15 protein-coding genes and 2 tRNA genes are annotated in these 17,559 nt (G+C 50.6%); 5 read left to right on the forward strand and 12 right to left on the reverse strand.

The features are described from left to right. Together H6585_13395 and H6585_13400 are read right to left on the reverse strand one after the other, a co-directional pair. A complete protein-coding gene (locus tag H6585_13395) occupies positions 1–708 on the reverse strand; it encodes a response regulator transcription factor (GenBank protein MCB9449329.1) in 708 nt (235 codons plus the stop codon). Further along, entirely contained in the window at positions 705–2,276 is a 1,572-nt protein-coding gene (locus H6585_13400; GenBank protein MCB9449330.1) for a HAMP domain-containing histidine kinase, read from the reverse strand. The genes H6585_13395 and H6585_13400 overlap by 4 nt, the downstream gene beginning before the upstream one ends. 170 nt (positions 2,277–2,446) lie before the next feature. Between H6585_13400 and H6585_13405 the strand changes: the two genes are divergently transcribed. Continuing rightward, positions 2,447–3,358, forward strand: coding sequence for a T9SS type A sorting domain-containing protein (locus tag H6585_13405; GenBank protein ID MCB9449331.1), 912 nt, complete (start codon positions 2,447–2,449; stop codon positions 3,356–3,358). A gap of 58 nt (positions 3,359–3,416) precedes the next feature. Here H6585_13405 and H6585_13410 read toward each other — a convergent pair whose 3' ends face one another. From H6585_13410 to H6585_13420, 3 genes are read right to left on the reverse strand one after another with little or no spacing between them, the layout of a single operon-like run. Further along, positions 3,417–3,893, reverse strand: a complete 477-nt coding sequence (locus H6585_13410; GenBank protein MCB9449332.1) for a DinB family protein — start codon at positions 3,891–3,893, stop codon at positions 3,417–3,419. 6 nt (positions 3,894–3,899) lie between these two features. Beyond that, complete coding sequence (locus H6585_13415) at positions 3,900–5,081, reverse strand: class I SAM-dependent rRNA methyltransferase (GenBank protein MCB9449333.1); 1,182 nt, start codon at positions 5,079–5,081, stop codon at positions 3,900–3,902. 57 nt (positions 5,082–5,138) lie between these two features. Then, positions 5,139–6,554 carry a hypothetical protein gene (locus tag H6585_13420; protein MCB9449334.1) on the reverse strand — a complete coding sequence of 472 codons (1,416 nt, stop codon included), beginning with the start codon at positions 6,552–6,554 and terminating at the stop codon, positions 5,139–5,141. Between the two features lie 118 nt (positions 6,555–6,672). Here H6585_13420 and H6585_13425 point away from each other — a divergent pair, with 118 nt between their 5' ends. Further along, on the forward strand, positions 6,673–7,953 hold the full coding sequence (locus tag H6585_13425) for a tetratricopeptide repeat protein (protein ID MCB9449335.1): 1,281 nt from the start codon (positions 6,673–6,675) through the stop codon (positions 7,951–7,953). A gap of 212 nt (positions 7,954–8,165) precedes the next feature. On the opposite strand, the gene H6585_13430 is transcribed toward H6585_13425, so the two are convergent. Both H6585_13430 and H6585_13435 read right to left on the reverse strand, forming a co-directional pair. Beyond that, positions 8,166–8,238 (reverse strand) — tRNA-Gln (locus H6585_13430). 147 nt (positions 8,239–8,385) lie between these two features. Next, positions 8,386–8,458, reverse strand: a tRNA-Gln gene (locus H6585_13435). Between the two features lie 264 nt (positions 8,459–8,722). Between H6585_13435 and H6585_13440 the strand changes: the two genes are divergently transcribed. Both H6585_13440 and H6585_13445 read left to right on the forward strand, forming a co-directional pair. Next, entirely contained in the window at positions 8,723–11,806 is a 3,084-nt protein-coding gene (locus tag H6585_13440; protein ID MCB9449336.1) for a DUF2723 domain-containing protein, read from the forward strand. A gap of 5 nt (positions 11,807–11,811) precedes the next feature. Continuing rightward, complete coding sequence (locus tag H6585_13445) at positions 11,812–12,435, forward strand: polysaccharide deacetylase family protein (protein MCB9449337.1); 624 nt, start codon at positions 11,812–11,814, stop codon at positions 12,433–12,435. Here H6585_13445 and H6585_13450 read toward each other — a convergent pair. The 3 genes from H6585_13450 to H6585_13460 form a co-directional block, all read right to left on the reverse strand. Next, positions 12,432–12,911 (reverse strand): Lrp/AsnC family transcriptional regulator, encoded by a 480-nt coding sequence (locus H6585_13450; GenBank protein ID MCB9449338.1) that lies wholly within the window; start codon positions 12,909–12,911, stop codon positions 12,432–12,434. The two genes, H6585_13445 and H6585_13450, sit on opposite strands and share 4 nt — an antisense overlap. A gap of 95 nt (positions 12,912–13,006) precedes the next feature. Next, positions 13,007–14,134: a radical SAM family heme chaperone HemW gene (gene hemW / locus H6585_13455; GenBank protein ID MCB9449339.1), complete on the reverse strand. Its 1,128-nt coding sequence runs from the start codon at positions 14,132–14,134 to the stop codon at positions 13,007–13,009. Between the two features lie 123 nt (positions 14,135–14,257). After that, positions 14,258–15,301 carry a T9SS type A sorting domain-containing protein gene (locus tag H6585_13460; protein MCB9449340.1) on the reverse strand — a complete coding sequence of 348 codons (1,044 nt, stop codon included), beginning with the start codon at positions 15,299–15,301 and terminating at the stop codon, positions 14,258–14,260. Positions 15,302–15,482: 181 nt separating this feature from the next. On the opposite strand from H6585_13460, the gene rsmI reads away from it, so the two are divergent. After that, entirely contained in the window at positions 15,483–16,157 is a 675-nt protein-coding gene (gene rsmI, locus H6585_13465) for a 16S rRNA (cytidine(1402)-2'-O)-methyltransferase (protein MCB9449341.1), read from the forward strand. A gap of 6 nt (positions 16,158–16,163) precedes the next feature. Here rsmI and H6585_13470 read toward each other — a convergent pair whose 3' ends face one another. Together H6585_13470 and H6585_13475 are read right to left on the reverse strand one after the other, a co-directional pair. Continuing rightward, positions 16,164–16,883 (reverse strand): CPBP family intramembrane metalloprotease, encoded by a 720-nt coding sequence (locus H6585_13470; protein ID MCB9449342.1) that lies wholly within the window; start codon positions 16,881–16,883, stop codon positions 16,164–16,166. Positions 16,884–16,914: 31 nt separating this feature from the next. Then, positions 16,915–17,460 (reverse strand): DUF3575 domain-containing protein, encoded by a 546-nt coding sequence (locus H6585_13475; protein ID MCB9449343.1) that lies wholly within the window; start codon positions 17,458–17,460, stop codon positions 16,915–16,917. Positions 17,461–17,559: the final 99 nt, after the last annotated feature.

Here is a 17,559-nt window from a genome sequence, read left to right on the forward strand (position 1 = left end):
TCAAGTTCCATGAGGATTGTCAGCAACAAGCCTGAACCCGTCGCCATGAACATTGACAATACTCACTTTTTCATCCGGCTTGAGGTATTTGCGCAGTTTGGCGATGTATACATCCATGCTCCGGGCAGAGAAATAACTGTCGTCTTTCCAAATGGTGTTCAGGGCTTCCTCCCTCGTGAGTACCTCATTCAGGTTCGCACACAGCAGGGCCAGCAACTGGGTTTCCTTGGGAGAAAGCTGTCGTGATTCTCCCCTCACATCAAGCATGCGGCTCGATGCATGGAAACGGCAATCCCCGAATGCATAAGTGGCATCCTCCTTTCCCTTGTCACGGCCTTTGCGCATCAGAATGGCCTGCAGTTTATGCAGCAGCACCTCCGCATCGAACGGTTTCACCAGGTAATCATCACCACCTGACTGGTAACCCCTGATCATGTCTTCTTTCCTGGATCGTGCGGTGAGAAACAAAATGGGCACATCGGTTCCGGTTTTTCGGATGTCTCCGGCCAGCGCAAAGCCATCCTGCTCAGGCATCATCACGTCCAGGATGCACAGGTCGAACCGATCGTTCAGGAAAGCGGTATGACCTTCCTTCCCATTCTTGCACCAGCGCACGGAGTAGTCGTGCAGCTCCAGGTAGTTTTTCAGCACCATGCCGAAATTCTCCTCGTCTTCCACAAGCAGGATATGTGCTGCCATTTTACTCATGCCTGACAAGGGAGTTGAATGAAAAACGAACTCCCGTTGCCTTCCTCACTTTCCACCCACACCTTTCCACCGTGGCGCTCCACCATGTTTCTAACGAAGTTCAACCCGATCCCGAACCCCTTTACCGATTGTGCATCCCCTTTCCCGATCCTGTAAAACTTGCCGAAAATCTTTTCCTGCTCAACAACCGGAATGCCCTTGCCGTGGTCGCGTATGCATACTTCCGCGTATTTATCAACGCAACGGAGGACAACTTCAACCTTGGGGTGATCGCCACCATACTTAATGCCATTGTCGAGCAGGTTCAGGAACACGTGTTCCAGCATATCGGCATCTCCCTTTACAATTACATCGGACAGTGGGGCTTTTATCGCCAGGGTTCCCCCGGCATTTTCTGCCTGAAATTTAATTTGATGAATCGCCTTTTCGAGGATCTGATTCAGGTTCACGGGATCCTGCTGCAAGATCACATCGGTGCGCTCGGCCAACGATGACTGAAGCACATTTTCCACCTGCCTGTTCATGCGTTGGTTTTCCTTCCGGATCATCTCCGCATATTGCTTTACTTTTTCCGGATCATCCAGCACCCGCGGGTGGCCAAGTGCATCCGTTGCCAAGCCTATGGTGGCGATAGGTGTTTTCAGTTCATGGGTCATGGCGTTTATGAAGTCGGCCTTCATTTCGCCCAGTTTCTTCTGGCGGATCCAGTCCCTGAGTGTAGAGATGTATGTAAAAGTGAGGATGAGTGTGAACAAAGCCGATAAAGCTGCCATGCCCATCACCGAACCCAGGTGGAACTTGTCTTCGCCGGGAAAAATCACCAGGAGTGAACCCGGTTTTTCTATCACATCATCTTTGAACAAGGGTATTTCGTGCAACCCTTTCGCACCTGAATCAGGGAAAGCTGCGCTGTGCACCGGGCGTTCGGTTCCCTTTGGCCCCGGCACTTCCACGGCAAACTCAAAAGGCAAAGCAACGCCGCGATTCTGCAGGCATTTCACAAGTAGTTCCGACACGTTCTGATTGTTCAACCGGCCTGCAACCGGGTCGTCACGGTGTGCATATTCCCTGGCCAGTTTCTTCACCACCCTTTCGATCGTCTCATCTTCGCCCACCCCGGAAGAGATCCTTTCTTCGATGACCGTTGCGGAATCGCCGTGGGCCATTACGGAATGGCGAATGGTGAGATGCCCCGGAACCATGTCGGTATCCAGCTCAACCCGCACATCCATTTGCTCCGAATCTTCGCCGGCACCTACGGCATGCACAATCGTTCTTTCGTCCTTGGTCACCCACTTACCCGGTGATGTACTCATCACCACGTGGCTGTTGCGAATCACGGTATCCGAATCGTTCGGCCAATTGGATGTAATGAACAGCGCCGCTTCCCGCGTCTGCAGCTGATCCACCACGTCGGCCAGGGCCCGGTTGACCTGAAAATCGAACGAATGCCTCCTGTCTTCATAGGCCCTTCGCATCCACAACACCTGGATCACCGTGGTGCCTATCAGGGCCACCGTCATCCACACTGCACGTGTGCGTACCGACATGTTCCATCTGCGCATCATGGCTTCACTTGCTTATGTCTTGGGCATTTCATGGTTACGATGTAAATTTACGGCTGTGGCTGTTGCGGTCCCAGCACTTTAACTTTTCCTTAACGTTTTTTACGCTTTCATTAACCGGTAAGCGTCGGATCACCCGCTAGTTTTGCCTTATCAACCAAAACGAAAAAGACATGAAAAAGATCAGCACCCTGGCAACCGTTATCCTGGCCTGTTGTGCATATACGGGATATGCACAGTCACAGGATGAATCTTCCACAACGAAAAAGATCCGGATCGTGAAGGAGATCAACGAAAATGGCAAAATCACCCAACTGGATACCACCATTGAGGTTTCCGGTAATGATGCCGAGATACGTGAAGCATTGAAGGGCATCGACGAACAATCGCTGCCGGAGGGCGCACACAAGGAAGTACGCGTTCGCAAGTTTGTGGATGAGAACGGACAGGAACGTGTGGAGAAAGAAGTGACTGTTCGCGTGGGTACCGCAGAAGACGGTACCGAAGACATTCATAGCGAAAACATGGATGACATGAAACACATGATGGTGATTGAGACCGATGGCAACGGGGATGAACCCGCCATGATCAAGTGCATCATCAATGGCAAGGAAGTAACCCCTGAAGACGGCCATGCCGTTTGGATCTCAGACGGAAAAGGCGAACCGGGTCAACGCATGGAAGTAACCGTGAACGACGATGTGTTCGTCAATGAAGACGGAAAAGAAGTACACAAGCGCATCGTGATGATCACACGCCTATCCGGCGACGAAGCAAAAGAACTGCAGGAAAAAGGCGCGCTCGACAAACAGCAGGGCACATCCGAGTTGGCATCCACCGAACTCAAATTCTTCCCGAACCCGAGCGACGGAAAATTCCACCTGGCGTTCGAATTGCCGAACACAGGCGCCACCGATGTGCGCATCGTTGACATCCAGGGAAAGGAAGTGTTTCATGACAACATCGCCAACTTCTCGGGCAGGTACGACAAAGACATCGACATTTCTTCCAATGGACAAGGGATTTATTTCCTTCAGGTAAAACAGGGCACACAGTCGCTCACGCGGAAGATCGTCATGGAATAACAACCATCCACATAAAAAAAACCGGCTATCCGCATCACAGCCGGTTTTTTTGTGCCGTTCAGTTCCGGGATTGAAGGATCTTCTTCAGCAACATCACCTGGCCATAGTGATAGTAGGTATGTTGCAGATGACCATGCAGGGTCACATATATGGATGAGAAACCTTTGAGTATCGGTGCATCGAGCTGTTCATCCTGTAACCGGTTGATCCTGTCGAGCAGGGATTGCATGCTTTGTTTCACCTTGGCCCTGGTCTCGTCCCAATTCATCCGGAGGGTTTCTTCATAGGACGGCCAGTCTTCGGATTCCGACAATACATGGTCGGCCCCATCCAGGCGACTGATGACCACCTTCTCTGTGGCCAACACGTGCAACACGATGCGGTGGATGGTTTGCAGGGTGAAAGGCATCACTGCGTTGGCCATGCCGGCATCCACATCATCCAGGATGTCATGCAAAGTGGTGCCTGGCCAGCACGGACCATCATAAAACCGATTTACCTGATCGATGATTCTGTTGATTTCTTTTTGTTCCATGGAGATCTATTCAACATAAAGAACCAACCCCTTCAGGTAGAAGCCCTCCGGGTGGTAGATGCTTACGGGGTGGTCGGCGGGTTGACTCAGTCGATGGAGGATGCGCACAAAACGCCGGCTCTCCTGGGCCGCCTGAAAGATCACCTGCTGAAATGCCTCCTGGCTGACGGCCTGTGAGCACGAGAACGTGAACAGGATACCCCCGGGCTTTATCGCACGTATGGCCATGGCATTGATGTGCCGGTATCCACGCAATCCTTTTTCCAGCACCGACAACCGCTTGGCGAATGCAGGTGGATCCAGCACCATGAGGTCGTACTTACCGGAAGGTTTTTTCAGAAATTCCGTCACATCGGAAGTGATGGCCGTATGGATGTCGGAAGCTCCGTTCAAGGCCATGTTCTCTTTGGTCCACTGGATGGCCTTTGCCGAACTGTCTACCGAATCCACATGCGATGCGCCTGCTTTTGCCGCATACACCGAAAAGCCACCGGAATAGCAATAGGCATTCAGCACTGTTCTTCCTTTGGCGTACTGCGCGAGCAATGCGCGGTTGTCACGCTGATCCAGAAAAAACCCGGTCTTTTGTCCCTCTGTCCAGTGCACATGAAAGCGGTTTCCGTTTTCAAAGATCTCACCCGATTGGGCCTCACCGTGGATGTATTCAACGCTGAGATTTTCTGAACCGGGCAAGGTCTCGGCACTTTTGTCCACCACTTCCTTCAACCACCCCTGGCCCACTTCCAGGATCGCATCCGCAATCTCTTTTCTGGCATTCCAGATACCCAGGTGGTGCGCCTGCATCACGGCCACATGACCATACACATCCACCACCAGGCCTGGCAAGCTGTCTCCTTCGCCATGTACCCAACGAAACGCATTGGTCCGGTCCGACGGAAAGCCCAATGATTTGCGCAGTTGCAAGGCTTTTGACAGCTGCCTTTTCCAGAATTCGGGGTTGATGTCTTCCTGTTCAAAACTGATCAGGCGGACAGCTATGGATGATGTACCGTAGTAACCGCGTCCGACGAAGTCTCCTTCGAAGGCATATACATCCACCAGGTCGCCGCTTTGGATCTTGTCGGAAACCCGCCCGAGTGCGCCTGAAAATATCCAGGGATGAAAGTTGCGAACGGCACGATCTTTCCCTTTTTTCAACTGGATGCGATGAATGGCTGGATCGGTCATGCGAGGAAGTTTTTTCAAAGGTACTATTTCGATCAAGGCATCAACAACTGCCTCCTGTCATTCCTGTTCCGGTGCGCTTATTTTCTCGAGCAGGGTCTGATAATCGGGTTGATTGGCCAGCACCTGCAAGTCAGGATCTGATTGGAGGCGGGCCAGGTCGTTAAAGCCAAGTTGCACGGCTTCGTTTAACTTCGATATGGCTGCTTCGGGGTGATGTTCGCGCACCTCAACAACAGCAAGCAGGTAAGCATGTTCGGGATTGGGAGGATCGATGACGGCGTACTGATCCAGGAACTGCCTTGCCACCTGCAGGTTTCCGTTCCTGAGCATGGAATTGGAATACGTGTACGCACTGATGCTGGCCCATGCAAGCAAGCGCTGATGCATGGCCTCCTGTTCGGGGTCAGCATCTTTCTTCTTCAATCGCTGGATCTCGTTTTTCCACCATTGTATGTCTTCGCCCTGAAAGGCCAGCATGTATTGCTCCCTGATTTTGTTTTCTTCCGATTTAATGCTGTTTTGCCTGTTCTGTGCTTTGATGTATCCCGGATCGGATTGCAGGGTCTTGAGTCGTTTCCTGTCACCGGTGATGTCCATCAACCCTTCCAGCAATCGGATGCGTTGCAACAAAGCTTCACCCGCAGCAAGGTACAGATGGTGCTGCTGCAGGCTGTCGACCCGCCGGATGCTGCTTTCGGCATATGCATCCACCCATTCTTTATGTGCATCCTCAGGTATGCGACCGGATTTCATGGCGGTGAATTTCAGGAACAGAAACCCGTGTTCCATATGCGTGGCAGATGGCCATTCATGTTTGCCATCGAACACTTCGAGGTGATGGGGTATCGGTGTTTGAAGCAACAATGAATCGAGTGCCTGCAATTCGTATAGGTTGAAATCACCATTGCCAACCAATGCATAGTAACAGAAGTTATTGACCGGCGGCTGATGGGATGGTGGCAAACCGGCACCACAAGCGATGGCGCCGGAGACACCCGGCTGGTACATAGCGGCCATGCCTGCAATCCTGGCTCCTCCGGAAAAACCACCGGTGTAAAGCTGATGATGATCATACGTCAGCAGGTGGTTCACGTCTTCCACCAGACTGTTGATGGTGCGTCGGGATTCTTCGATCGACTGCCCATTCTGTGACGTGTTGCTTCCGGCCAGAATGAACCCGTACTTTTCCGCGAGTTCATGGTATGCCTCAACCGGGCCTTTGCCATCCCCGTGGGGGTCGAAAAGCAGCAGCACGGCAAGCGACGAATCACCCGGATATGCCGAAGGTAAGTACAGTGAAAAATCCCGTCTTACATCACGCAATTCAGATATGTGGGGAATCACTTCACCCGTCTTCAGCGGCACTTCCTGCTGAACGGGCTTCACCTCCGGAACCGGCGCAGGCTCCGGTGTTTGTCCACATGACACCAGAACAACGCCCACCAGCAGGTATATGAAAAATCGAATGTGCATGCCGCAAGTTACACATTCCCCATTTGTACAAAAGATGGCTCCGCTCACTCATTGCAGCAAACAGTTATGACACAAATTGCATATCTTCATAAGCATCATTTGCTCAGTCATACATACCATGCATATCCATTTCCGAGGCCTTACAGTGGCCACCGTACTTTTTTTCCTTTACTCCGGAGTGGCCCTATCCCAAACCACCCAGCTCGACAAGAAAATGCAGGCTGTGCATGACCTGGTGGAGAAAGACAAGCTGGATGATGCCAGCAAGGAATTGGAGCAACTGCTGGATGAAAACCCCACATACGGAGCAGGATGGGACTACCTGGTTAAGATTCGCACGGAGCAATATAAAAACTCGCAAGTATCCGAAAAGGTACTTGGCAACATCAGCGTCTCAACCACCACCAAAGACAAAGACGGGAATGACGTACCTATGGACAATGACTCCATTGCACAAAACCTGAAAGCGTTTCTCAGCACATTCAAACCGTCCATAAAGGCATACAACAAATATGTGTATACGTTGCGGCTCGCTACCCTGCACGCCAGGGACGCCTACTACTCATCCATGTACCTGCGCTCCATTTTTGTCGACCAGGCAGTAGACACCGCCGTGTCAAAAGAGGCACTCGGGTATTTCCAGGATGCCGAAGAAGCATTTTCGAAAAAGGATTTTACAACTGCCATCAAACTCTATCAACGCTCAATTGAAGCCCAACCGGATTTTTACAAGGCGCGACTGTACATCGGCGACAGCTACTACGCCATGCAGAACTATGTGGAAGCAAGCAAGTATTTCAAGGAAGCGATTGCCACACAACCCAACCAACTCGAACCCCGCAAATTTCTGGTGGATGCCTATTCGCATGAAAGTTTATACGCCGATGCCACCAGGGAAGCCATCGAGGCATTGCTGGTGTACCCCGACTGTGACCTGATGTTAAAATTGGATGACGCCGCCTACCTGGATAACAAGAAAGTTGCCATACAATGGACACCCCGTACGATCTTCCCCAACACCAACAAAGAACCGGCAGAAACAGACATCAATTCCTACATACCTGATTCCACAAAGATGATCCCGAAAGAACCATGGACATTTTACCGCGAAGCAGGAGACAAGATCAAACCTTTTTGCAACGACAAGGGCATCGTAATAGAAAGCAATTCCCTTACCGACACGAAATACATGGAGATATACAGCTGGGAATATATGCTGGCTCATAGCCAGGACGCATCGCTGCAGGAAGCACATAAGATGCAAAACGCCGGCTTCCTTGATTGCTACGTCATGGTCACCTGCTTCCATTTCGACTTCTACGACCAGTACAAAGATTTCGCATCAAAAAACAAGGAGCGGATCAGGGAGTATTTCAACCGCTTCATTCAACCCAGGTAGGTTGAATGAACATTACTGCCGGAAGGCAAACTTCTCGCCCTACAGGCGATCCATCAACAGGCATTCTAATTGCGGGGAAGTTCTACGATAATTTTGTTGACCCACTAGGGCTTCCCGTCTACGCGTTGCTGCGACGGGATAAACTTCTCGCCCTACAGGCGCCCATCCATCAACAGGCATTCTAACTGCGGGGAAGTTCTACGGTAATTTTGTTGACCCACTAGGGCTCGAACCTAGACTCTTCTGATCCAGAATCAGACGTGTTGCCAGTTACACCATGGGTCAATTTAGTCGTTAGTCGTAAGTCTTGAGTCGTTAGTACTCATACCAACCACTAACCATTTACATCTTTCAATGAACCTTTAATCTATGCGGCAAAATTACAATACTGCAGCACACAAAAAAAGCCCCCAAATGAGGGAGCTTCCTTTGTTGGCCCACTAGGGCTCGAACCTAGACTCTTCTGAACCAAAATCAGACGTGTTGCCAGTTACACCATGGGCCAATTTAGTCGTTAGTCGTAAGTCTTGAGTCGTTAGTACTCAGACCGACTGCTAACCGCTTAATCTTTTCAATGAACACCACCGGGCTTTTGACAGCGCACGGGGCCGCAAAAATAAAAAAAATCCCATTCCCAAGGTATAAAACAAGCTTAGCTGCCATTTTTTGTTAAACGATGTGAAGTGTTTCTAAAATCAAAGCCTTGAGCAGCGCGGGATTGAAATTATTTCCTAAATTCGCCACTCATCACGAAAAACCCTGACATGCAATGTCATACGCAAGGTTAAACAACATCATCGGTTGGGTGGTATTCGCCATCGCCAGTACCGTTTTCATATCCACCATTGAGCCCACAGCCAGCTTTTGGGACTGCGGTGAATACATTGCAACCTCCTACAAACTGGAAGTAGGTCACCCTCCGGGCGCACCGCTTTTCATGATGCTGGGCCGGTTGTTTTCGCTGCTTGCATCCGACACTGCACATGTAGCCGCGATGATCAATACCATGTCGGCATTGTGTTCCGGGTTAACCATCCTTTTCCTGTTCTGGTCCATCACCATGCTCGGCCGAAAGATCATTGAACGCAAGGGTGAGGAACTTACAAACGGTAACACCTGGGCCATCATGGGCGCCGGTATCGTGGGTGCGCTTGCTTACACATTCACCGATTCCTTCTGGTTTTCCGCCGTGGAAGGTGAGGTATATGCCATGTCATCCTTCTTCACAGCTTTGGTATTTTGGGCCATCCTTAAATGGGAGCGTGTGGCAGACGAAAGTCAGGCCGATCGCTGGATCGTGCTGATTTTTTACCTGATGGGTTTGTCAATCGGTGTTCACCTCCTGAACCTGCTCGCACTCCCAGCGATGACATTCGTGTATTATTTCAAAAAATACGAACCCTCCAGGAAAGGCCTCATTTACACCTCCCTCATCTCAATCGTTCTGCTGGGAGGTATTCAGAACGTCATGATTCCAGGCATCGTCAAACTGGCTTCCAAGTTTGAACTGTTCTTTGTAAACACCATCAATCTTCCGTTCAACAGCGGGATTATCATTTACGGATTGGCACTTACCGCCGGTATCTTCTTTGGCATCCGTTACACCATCCGCGAAAAGAAACCCTTGTGGAACACGGTGCTCCTGAGTTTCATGTCGGTCCTGATCGGGTATTCCTCTTTTATCATGATCGTGGTGCGCTCCAATGCCAATCCACCCATGGATGAGAACAACCCGGAAAACATGATCAGCCTGCTGGCCTATCTGAACCGTGAACAATACGGCGACTGGCCACTGGCTTATGGTCCTTACTACGATGCCAAAGTAACTTCTTACGATGACGGCAACCCGGTGTATGTGCAAGACAAAGAAACCGGCAAGTATGTAGTTTCCGACGACCGGAAAGGCACCATTCCCGTTTACGACCCGGAAAGATGTACGGTATTCCCACGCATGCACAGTGTACAGCCCAGCCACATCAGGGCCTACAAGAAGTGGGGAGGCATTACAGGCGACAGAAAACCGAATTTCGGTGACAACCTGACTTTTTTCGTCAAGTACCAGATCGGACACATGTACCTTCGGTATTTCCTGTGGAATTTCGCGGGTCGCCAGAACGATGTACAGGGACATGGAGGGATTACAAACGGAAACTGGATCTCCGGAATCAAACCACTGGACGCGATGTTCCTCGGGAACCAATCGGAACTGCCTGACCTGGCCCTGCACGACAAATCCCGAAATACGTTTTACCTGTTGCCCCTGATCCTCGGCATCATAGGCCTGATCTTCCACTTTAAACAGCACAAGGAAGACGCCCTGACCGTTACCCTGCTTTTTCTCTTCACAGGGTTTGCCATCATCATTTACCTCAACCAAACGCCATTCCAGCCACGTGAACGCGACTATGCCTATGCCGCTTCCTTCTACGCTTTTGCCATATGGATAGGCCTGGGCGTGATGGCCATTCACGACAAGCTTAAGAATTTGATGTCTCCCAGTGTGGCCGCCGTGCTCACCACCACGGTATGCACACTTGCTGTTCCTGTGGTCATGGGTAAAGAAGGCTACGATGACCACGATCGTTCCGGCACATATACGGCAAGAGATTTTGCCGCCAACTACCTGAATTCATGTGCCAAGAACGCCATCCTGTTCACCAACGGCGACAACGACACCTTCCCCCTGTGGTATGCCCAGGAGGTGGAAGGCATCCGCACAGACGTTCGGGTGGTTAACCTAAGCCTGCTGAATACCGACTGGTACATTGATCAGATGAGGCGGAAAGCTTACGATTCCGACCCCGTTCCATTTTCCCTGAAACCCAAGGAATACATCCAGGGCACCCGTGATTATGTGCCATTCTACGACCAGAAACTTCCGGGCTTTGTGGAAGCCAGGAAGCTGATGGATTTCGTAAAGAGCGACAACCCGCAAACCAAACTGGGCGCACAAGGTGGTAAAATGCTCGACTACCTGCCTACCAATAGGGTGCTGATTCCGGTTGACAAGCAAAAAGTAATTAGCAATGGAACTGTTCCACCGGAACTCGCAGATCAGGTGGTGAACGGCATCGAGTGGACCATCAACGAACCCGGTGGCAAACCCAAACGGTACCTGCTGAAAAATCACCTGATGGTGCTTGACCTGCTCGCACACAACAACTGGGAACGTCCGGTTTATTTTGCGGTGACCGTGGGGAATGACAACTATCTCGGGCTTGAAGACTACTTCCAGTTGGAAGGCCTGGCCTACCACCTCGTACCCATCAAAAACAACCAACGTGGACCTCAGGTTGGACGCGTTGAAGCAAACATCATGTATGATAACATGATGAACAAATTTGCCTGGGGTGGCATGGATTCAGGTAAAGACATCTACCTGAACGACCAGAACCGCCGCATGGTGATGAATTTCCGGAACAACTTCGCACGCCTTGCCATTGCGCTGATTCAGCAAGGAAAGAACGACGAAGCTGAAAAGGCCCTGGACCATGCCGTGGAAGTAATGCCTAACAGCCTGGCTCCTTATAACTACTTCATTACACCGATAGCAGAAGCATACTACCAGCTGGGTAAAGCGGATAAGGCCAATGCCATCCTCAATGTATTGCTGGATAACACCCTGGACGAGATGGATTATTTCGCATCCCTGAAACGCGACGACATCCAGTCGGTCAGCAACGACATCAGCACAGATATCAACGTATTGAGGGGCATTGATTACCAGGCACAAACCTACAAGCAGGACAGCCTTTCAGCCAGGGTACGGCAAGCCGTGGCACGATACGAGCAGGCTTTCAACGGAAAACAACCCGTTCCCGATAACGCGGCCTACGACGACCAGGAAGAATAATAAAGTTGTTCTACGTTGTAAAGACCCCCGCATTCATCCGGCAGGCATTTCCGGATGCCTGGTGGCGCCTGGAATACCCTGCGGATCATGTATACCTGACCTTTGACGATGGTCCTACCCAGGAAGTAACCCCATGGGTTCTGGATGCCCTTGATGCGGCGGATGCCAAAGCAACCTTCTTCCTTCAGGGATCCCAGGTAGAAAAACACCCTGGCATAGCCCTGGAAATCCTGAACCGCGGCCATGCCGTCGGGCATCATGGCTATGCCCACCTCAATGCCTGGAAAACCAAAACGGATGTATTTCTGACAGATATCGGGAAAGGTGCTTCACTCACCCCCAGTCCACTATTCCGCCCACCCTACGGAAAACTCACGCCCGACTTGTACAGATCACTGAAACATCAATACCAGGTGGTACTGTGGGATGTGATGCCCGGAGATTTCGACAAGGGGAAGTCAGCGGTTAAATGCCTGAAAGATGCACTGCGACACACTCAAAGCGGTTCCATCGTAGTGTTGCACGACAACGCTAAATCATTCCCCAAGTTGAAGGAAATGCTTCCGGATTACCTGGCTGGTTTAAAGGAAAAAGGTTTCCGATTAGCGGCACTGCCACAACCGGCTTAGTACTTCAAAGGAAGCGTACGGCTGAGTTTGGTTTCCGAAAGGATCACCGTGGTTTGCATGGAACCGATTTCTTCCATGCTGCTCAGTTTTTCGGAAATCAGTTCTTCAAAGGCACTGATGTCCGGCACAATCACCTTCAGCACATAATCCGCATTACCAGTTACCTGGTAACACTCCATGACCTCCGGAATCTGGTGAATCTGCTTTTTGAAGTTGACGATCGCATTGTTAACCTGGCGGGTCAGTGAGACCTGGATGAAAGCCTGGATCTGCAAACCCACTTTGGAATCGTCTACGACGGCATGGTAACTTTGGATGATGCCCGCATTTTCCAATTTCTTTACCCGCTCAAGGGTGGGTGCGGGAGAGAGTCCTATCTCCTGCGAAAGACTCAGGTTGGTGATCCGGCCATTCTCCTGAAGGATGCGGAGAATTTTCAGATCGGTCTTGTCCAATTTATCGGGAGAAGATGCCATTTATCAGAATTTTATTTTGGTGCGCCTCTTGAATTTCAGGCAAAAGTAAAACAATAACCTGAATTTCCCATATCATTGGCTTCCCGCTCCTGGTTTCAATTCACCCAAAACAATTGTGATGCGATCCGGTCTGCAAAACACTTCCCTGCAAGGGTTAAGGAAACATGGCCCTGCACGTTGGCATAGTACTCGGGATTGATATTTTTTAATTCTTCCTGGAAGAACTCAGAATACATGGAGCCAAATTTATTTTTGATTTCATCCACTTCACAACCCCAAACCGTGCGAAGACCGGTCATCACATACTCGTTGTACCGATCGCTTTCCGAAAGTATTTCCTCGGTGGACGGCCGTTGTCCGTCCCGGATGGATTTGATATAAGATGCATTGTTGGATACATTCCAGCTGCGGACACCGTTTATGAACGAATGCGCCGACGGGCCTATACCCAGGTACTCCATTCCCTGCCAATATCCCGTATTGTGCCTGGCCATCTTTCCCGACCGGGCGAAATTGGAAATCTCATAGGCCTCGTAGCCTGCCGACTCCATTCGGTTCATCAACAACATATATTGCCTGATTGCCTTCTCCTCGTCCGGGAGTTGCATGGCGCCCGTATGCACACGATGATGGAACACCGTCTTGGGTTCGATGGTAAGCGAATAAGCCGACAGGTGCGGCAGATCCAGGCCTATGAACTGCTCGATGTTGGCTTCCCAGGCCACATCATCCAGGCCGGGTATCCCATAGATCAGGTCCATGTTCACATCTGCGAAGCCGGCATCTCTTGCCATTTCCAAAGATGCCAGTGCGGACGCGGTGCTGTGCGACCGGTTCATCATACGTAGGTCTTCATCCCGGAAGGACTGCACCCCCATGCTTAGCCGGTTGATGCCCGCTTGTCGCCACGTTTTCAGCGAATCCGGCGTCACATCCTCGGGATTCACTTCAAGGGTGATCTCGGCATCCGGTGAGACCTGCCAATGGTAACGCACGGAATTCATAACAGATGCCAGTTCCCCGGAAGCAAGTATGGATGGCGTGCCTCCCCCGAGGTAAACGGTTTGCATCGTCTTTTCCTTCAGTTCTTCAGAACGCATGGCCATTTCACCCTGCAGGGCATGAATCATTTCACTCCTGTACTTCTGCTGGGTTGAGAAATGAAAGTCGCAGTAATAGCATGCCTGCCGGCAAAACGGAATATGAATATAGATACCTGCCATACCGAAACGATTGTGAAAAGCTTACGCGCTTTGCAAAAGTAGTGATATGGCGGTGAACACCATGAAAAAGACCCTCCCCATGAGAATTTGTCCACAGGGAGGGTCCGGTCAAGTACACCTCGCTTAATCGAATACGATCGTTCCGTTCAATGTCAACCCTTCTTTGAAAATGGTATATAAATAAATGCCTTGGGGTATACCTTGCCTGTCTATTGTGATCCGGTTACCGGAAAAGGCAACGGATCGGATGCGATGTCCGGCTACGTCCGTCATGTTGAGAATTACCTGTTGTCCGCCGGCACCTGCCAATTCAAAAGTCACCTGTGTTGTGGCAGGGTTGGGGAAGGCGTGAACACGAACACCTTTGGACATGTTATAGGCATCCAGTCCGGTTGTTTGCCTTGCAAACCTGAAAATAGTGCCTTCCGGCGGTGTCCCAAGAAGGTATGGTATAAGCGGGTTCTGATTGATCATCGGGGCTTCCGTATTGCCGGTTAACAGGTATGCATTCGTCATGTTCTCGTCTGTAAGACCAACCAGGGGACCGGTTTCTCCATCGTAATCCACCCCGACATCGCTAATCAGATGTCCGCCATAGTGGAATTCGATATCATTTGACCCTTCGTAAAGCCACATCTGAAAACTGATCGAGTCATTGACACTTCTAAGGGCATCCCACTCATTCCAGAATCCTGCATTCTTCGTTTCCAACTTAAAGATCCTGCTTCCAGGATTGCCTTCAAGCGCGTACGAGATGGGTGATTTGCTTTGACCCTCTGCAACACCACGATCCACCAGGTCCACCTCCAACGGCACGATCAGATAGTCTGCATGATAACCGGTATCAACATAGGTGGAGATCAATCCACCTAATCCGAGTCCAAAATACACGGTGTCTATATCCGCATCGTACAATTTGAAAGTAAACCCGATAGGAACCTTGTATTCAGGATCATCCCATACCTCTCCCTGGTTCACATTTGTTGCTCCGGTAAGCGGAACATATGATGATGTGCTGTATGAGAACAGGTAGTCGTTACCGGCTACGTCCATTTGTTCCGAATGGTTGTTCATCCGCCATCCCTCCGACTTTACGTTCTGTGCTTCTTCATCGGTGATGAACACGATGACCAATAGCAGTGTCAGGTAGATCTTGTTAGCTTTCATTGTTTTTGGGATTGGGTTAGTCGTTCTTTTGTTTCCACATCAAAACTATGGGCCTCCCAAACCGGGTTGAAACGACATTTTGCAGCCTGTTCCCGTGTATTTGCAAATCCTGCAACAATCCGCATCAACCCATCTTCCTCTGGGAAAAAAAACGGACCTTCGCAAAATGCATCGGCATCCCATGCAAGGAAAACTGTTCATCATACCCACACCTATCGGCAATCTCGAAGACATGACCCTTCGGGCCATCCGCATACTCAAGGAAGTGGACCTGATTCTGGCAGAAGACACCCGCACCAGTGGCGTGTTGCTCAAGCATTTTGAGATCGGCACCCGGATGTCGCCTTTCCACCAGCACAATGAACATCGTGTATTGGAGCAAGTCATCGGCCAATTGCAACAGGGAGGAAAACTGGCCCTGATCAGTGATGCCGGAACACCAGGTATTTCAGATCCGGGCTTTTTGTTGGTGCGCGCATGCGTTCAGGCCGGCATAGACGTGGAAACACTGCCCGGTCCGTCTGCGGTGATACCGGCCCTGGTCAACTCCGGACTACCGGCCGATCGCTTTGTCTTTGAAGGATTCCTGCCTGTTAAGAAAGGAAGACAGACGCGACTGGAATGCCTGCGTGAGGAAGTTCGTACCATCGTCCTGTATGAATCACCCCATCGCCTGGTCAAAACACTGGAGCAACTTTCAGAAGTATTGGGCGGCGACCGCCAGGCATCCGTAGCCAGGGAATTATCCAAGCTTCACGAAGAACATGTGCGGGGCACACTGAACGAATTGATCGCTCATTTCACCGAAAAAGGTGCCAGGGGAGAGATCGTGTTGGTGGTTGCGGGCGCGAAGTGATGCCGCTCATCGGTTCTTCCCGAACCTTACCCGCATATCCGGTTGTGCAGCAAGCGCAAACCATTCGTTGGTCAACGCCAGCGCAGCATGGGCTGTAAAGGCCACCCAGACATGCCCGACAGTTAGCGTAACCCAACACAACACCACCCCGAAAGGCAGGGCACCAAGGGCTTCTTTCCAACCTTTGGGCACGTGCACCAGCACATAAAAACCGATGTTGATCACCATGGCAGGAAACATACCCAGGGTGCGGTCACATTCAAAAAGCAGCAATCCGCGAAAAAGCGTCTCATAAGCCAGCAGGTATCCCAGCCAACCGAACGCACTGGTAAACACCAACCACGCTGACCACTGTTTTACACGCATCTGTGGATAGTTGGCAAGGTTGGCCGGCTTCCTGGCCATTCCAGCGTTCATTGGAATGATTACCCCCAACAACCCCAGCATCCACCACAAGGATGTCCTGTTCCATACCGGAACCAGGCCGAACTCAGCCGGGTCCCGGGAAAGGTACCCCAGCACAAAAGCCACCGGCAATGCACCCAGCAAAACCATCCCGGTGATGTGTTGAAACTGCACCCACATCACAGAAGCTTTTTCTACATTGAATTTGCCACTGAGCAGCAACCGAATGGCTTTGGAATTCGACAACCGGTAGTACAACGCATAGGATACGATGAAAACGATGATCATCGTCATCGGTTGTCTGAATTCGATACCTGTCATATGCAAAGGTTCATTCGGCCTTATCTATTTATCAAAATGGCACTCCGATGGTCATCCCCATGGACAACGCCAAAGGGAACTCACGCCCCAACGCCATATGGCTGTACCAATACCCGGATTCAGATATGGCATAACCAAAGCCCATGTAATAGTCGATGGTGAATGCATGAGCTACAACATGCTGCTTGCCGAAATTAATCAAAAATGCAAGGGCATACTGGCGACGGGCCGCACCCGTGTCAAAAAAACCGGTCTTCCCATACACCATGCTGATGTTTGCTTCGGGTTTGATGTATGCGCCATCCATCAAATCCTCACGGTTCTTCTCCAAATAGAATTTAGTACCCACTTTCAGGTATACCCCGGATGTATTATTTGTAAAAGCCGGGGTACCTATGCCAATCAAACCGAGCCTTCCCTCAAACCCTACATTGCTGCTAAGAACATGCTCATGCCCAAAACTCAGGCTACCGAATAACGGCGACAGGAAACTGGTCTTGATGGCGTTCCTTTGCTCCTGGCCCCACCCCATTGTAAAGGTGAAGGCACATACAATCAGACACATTTGCTTTTTCATGGCTTTTCGTATTGGTACGGTATGCTAAAAGTAGATGTGAGCGCACAGGGATTGAAAAGAGATGTCGCGTCTATTTCTTTGACATTTGCATTTTTTGCA

It is taken from the genome of Flavobacteriales bacterium (assembly GCA_020635855.1).
In the GTDB taxonomy this organism is placed as follows: Bacteria; Bacteroidota; Bacteroidia; order JACJYZ01; family JACJYZ01; genus JACJYZ01.

Bases quoted from the DNA above. Each gene is read 5' to 3' on its own strand.
- H6585_13470 (MCB9449342.1), bottom strand. From the start codon at position 16,883: ATGACAGGTATCGAATTCAGACAACCGATGACGATGATCATCGTTTTC.
- rsmI (MCB9449341.1), top strand. From the start codon at position 15,483: ATGCAAGGAAAACTGTTCATCATACCCACACCTATCGGCAATCTCGAA.
- H6585_13420 (MCB9449334.1), bottom strand. From the start codon at position 6,554: ATGCACATTCGATTTTTCATATACCTGCTGGTGGGCGTTGTTCTGGTG.
- H6585_13395 (MCB9449329.1), bottom strand. From the start codon at position 708: ATGAGTAAAATGGCAGCACATATCCTGCTTGTGGAAGACGAGGAGAAT.
- H6585_13425 (MCB9449335.1), top strand. From the start codon at position 6,673: ATGCATATCCATTTCCGAGGCCTTACAGTGGCCACCGTACTTTTTTTC.
- H6585_13400 (MCB9449330.1), bottom strand. From the start codon at position 2,276: ATGATGCGCAGATGGAACATGTCGGTACGCACACGTGCAGTGTGGATG.
- H6585_13415 (MCB9449333.1), bottom strand. From the start codon at position 5,081: ATGACCGATCCAGCCATTCATCGCATCCAGTTGAAAAAAGGGAAAGAT.
- H6585_13460 (MCB9449340.1), bottom strand. From the start codon at position 15,301: ATGAAAGCTAACAAGATCTACCTGACACTGCTATTGGTCATCGTGTTC.
- H6585_13410 (MCB9449332.1), bottom strand. From the start codon at position 3,893: ATGGAACAAAAAGAAATCAACAGAATCATCGATCAGGTAAATCGGTTT.
- H6585_13405 (MCB9449331.1), top strand. From the start codon at position 2,447: ATGAAAAAGATCAGCACCCTGGCAACCGTTATCCTGGCCTGTTGTGCA.
- H6585_13440 (MCB9449336.1), top strand. From the start codon at position 8,723: ATGTCATACGCAAGGTTAAACAACATCATCGGTTGGGTGGTATTCGCC.
- hemW (MCB9449339.1), bottom strand. From the start codon at position 14,134: ATGGCAGGTATCTATATTCATATTCCGTTTTGCCGGCAGGCATGCTAT.
- H6585_13450 (MCB9449338.1), bottom strand. From the start codon at position 12,911: ATGGCATCTTCTCCCGATAAATTGGACAAGACCGATCTGAAAATTCTC.
- H6585_13475 (MCB9449343.1), bottom strand. From the start codon at position 17,460: ATGAAAAAGCAAATGTGTCTGATTGTATGTGCCTTCACCTTTACAATG.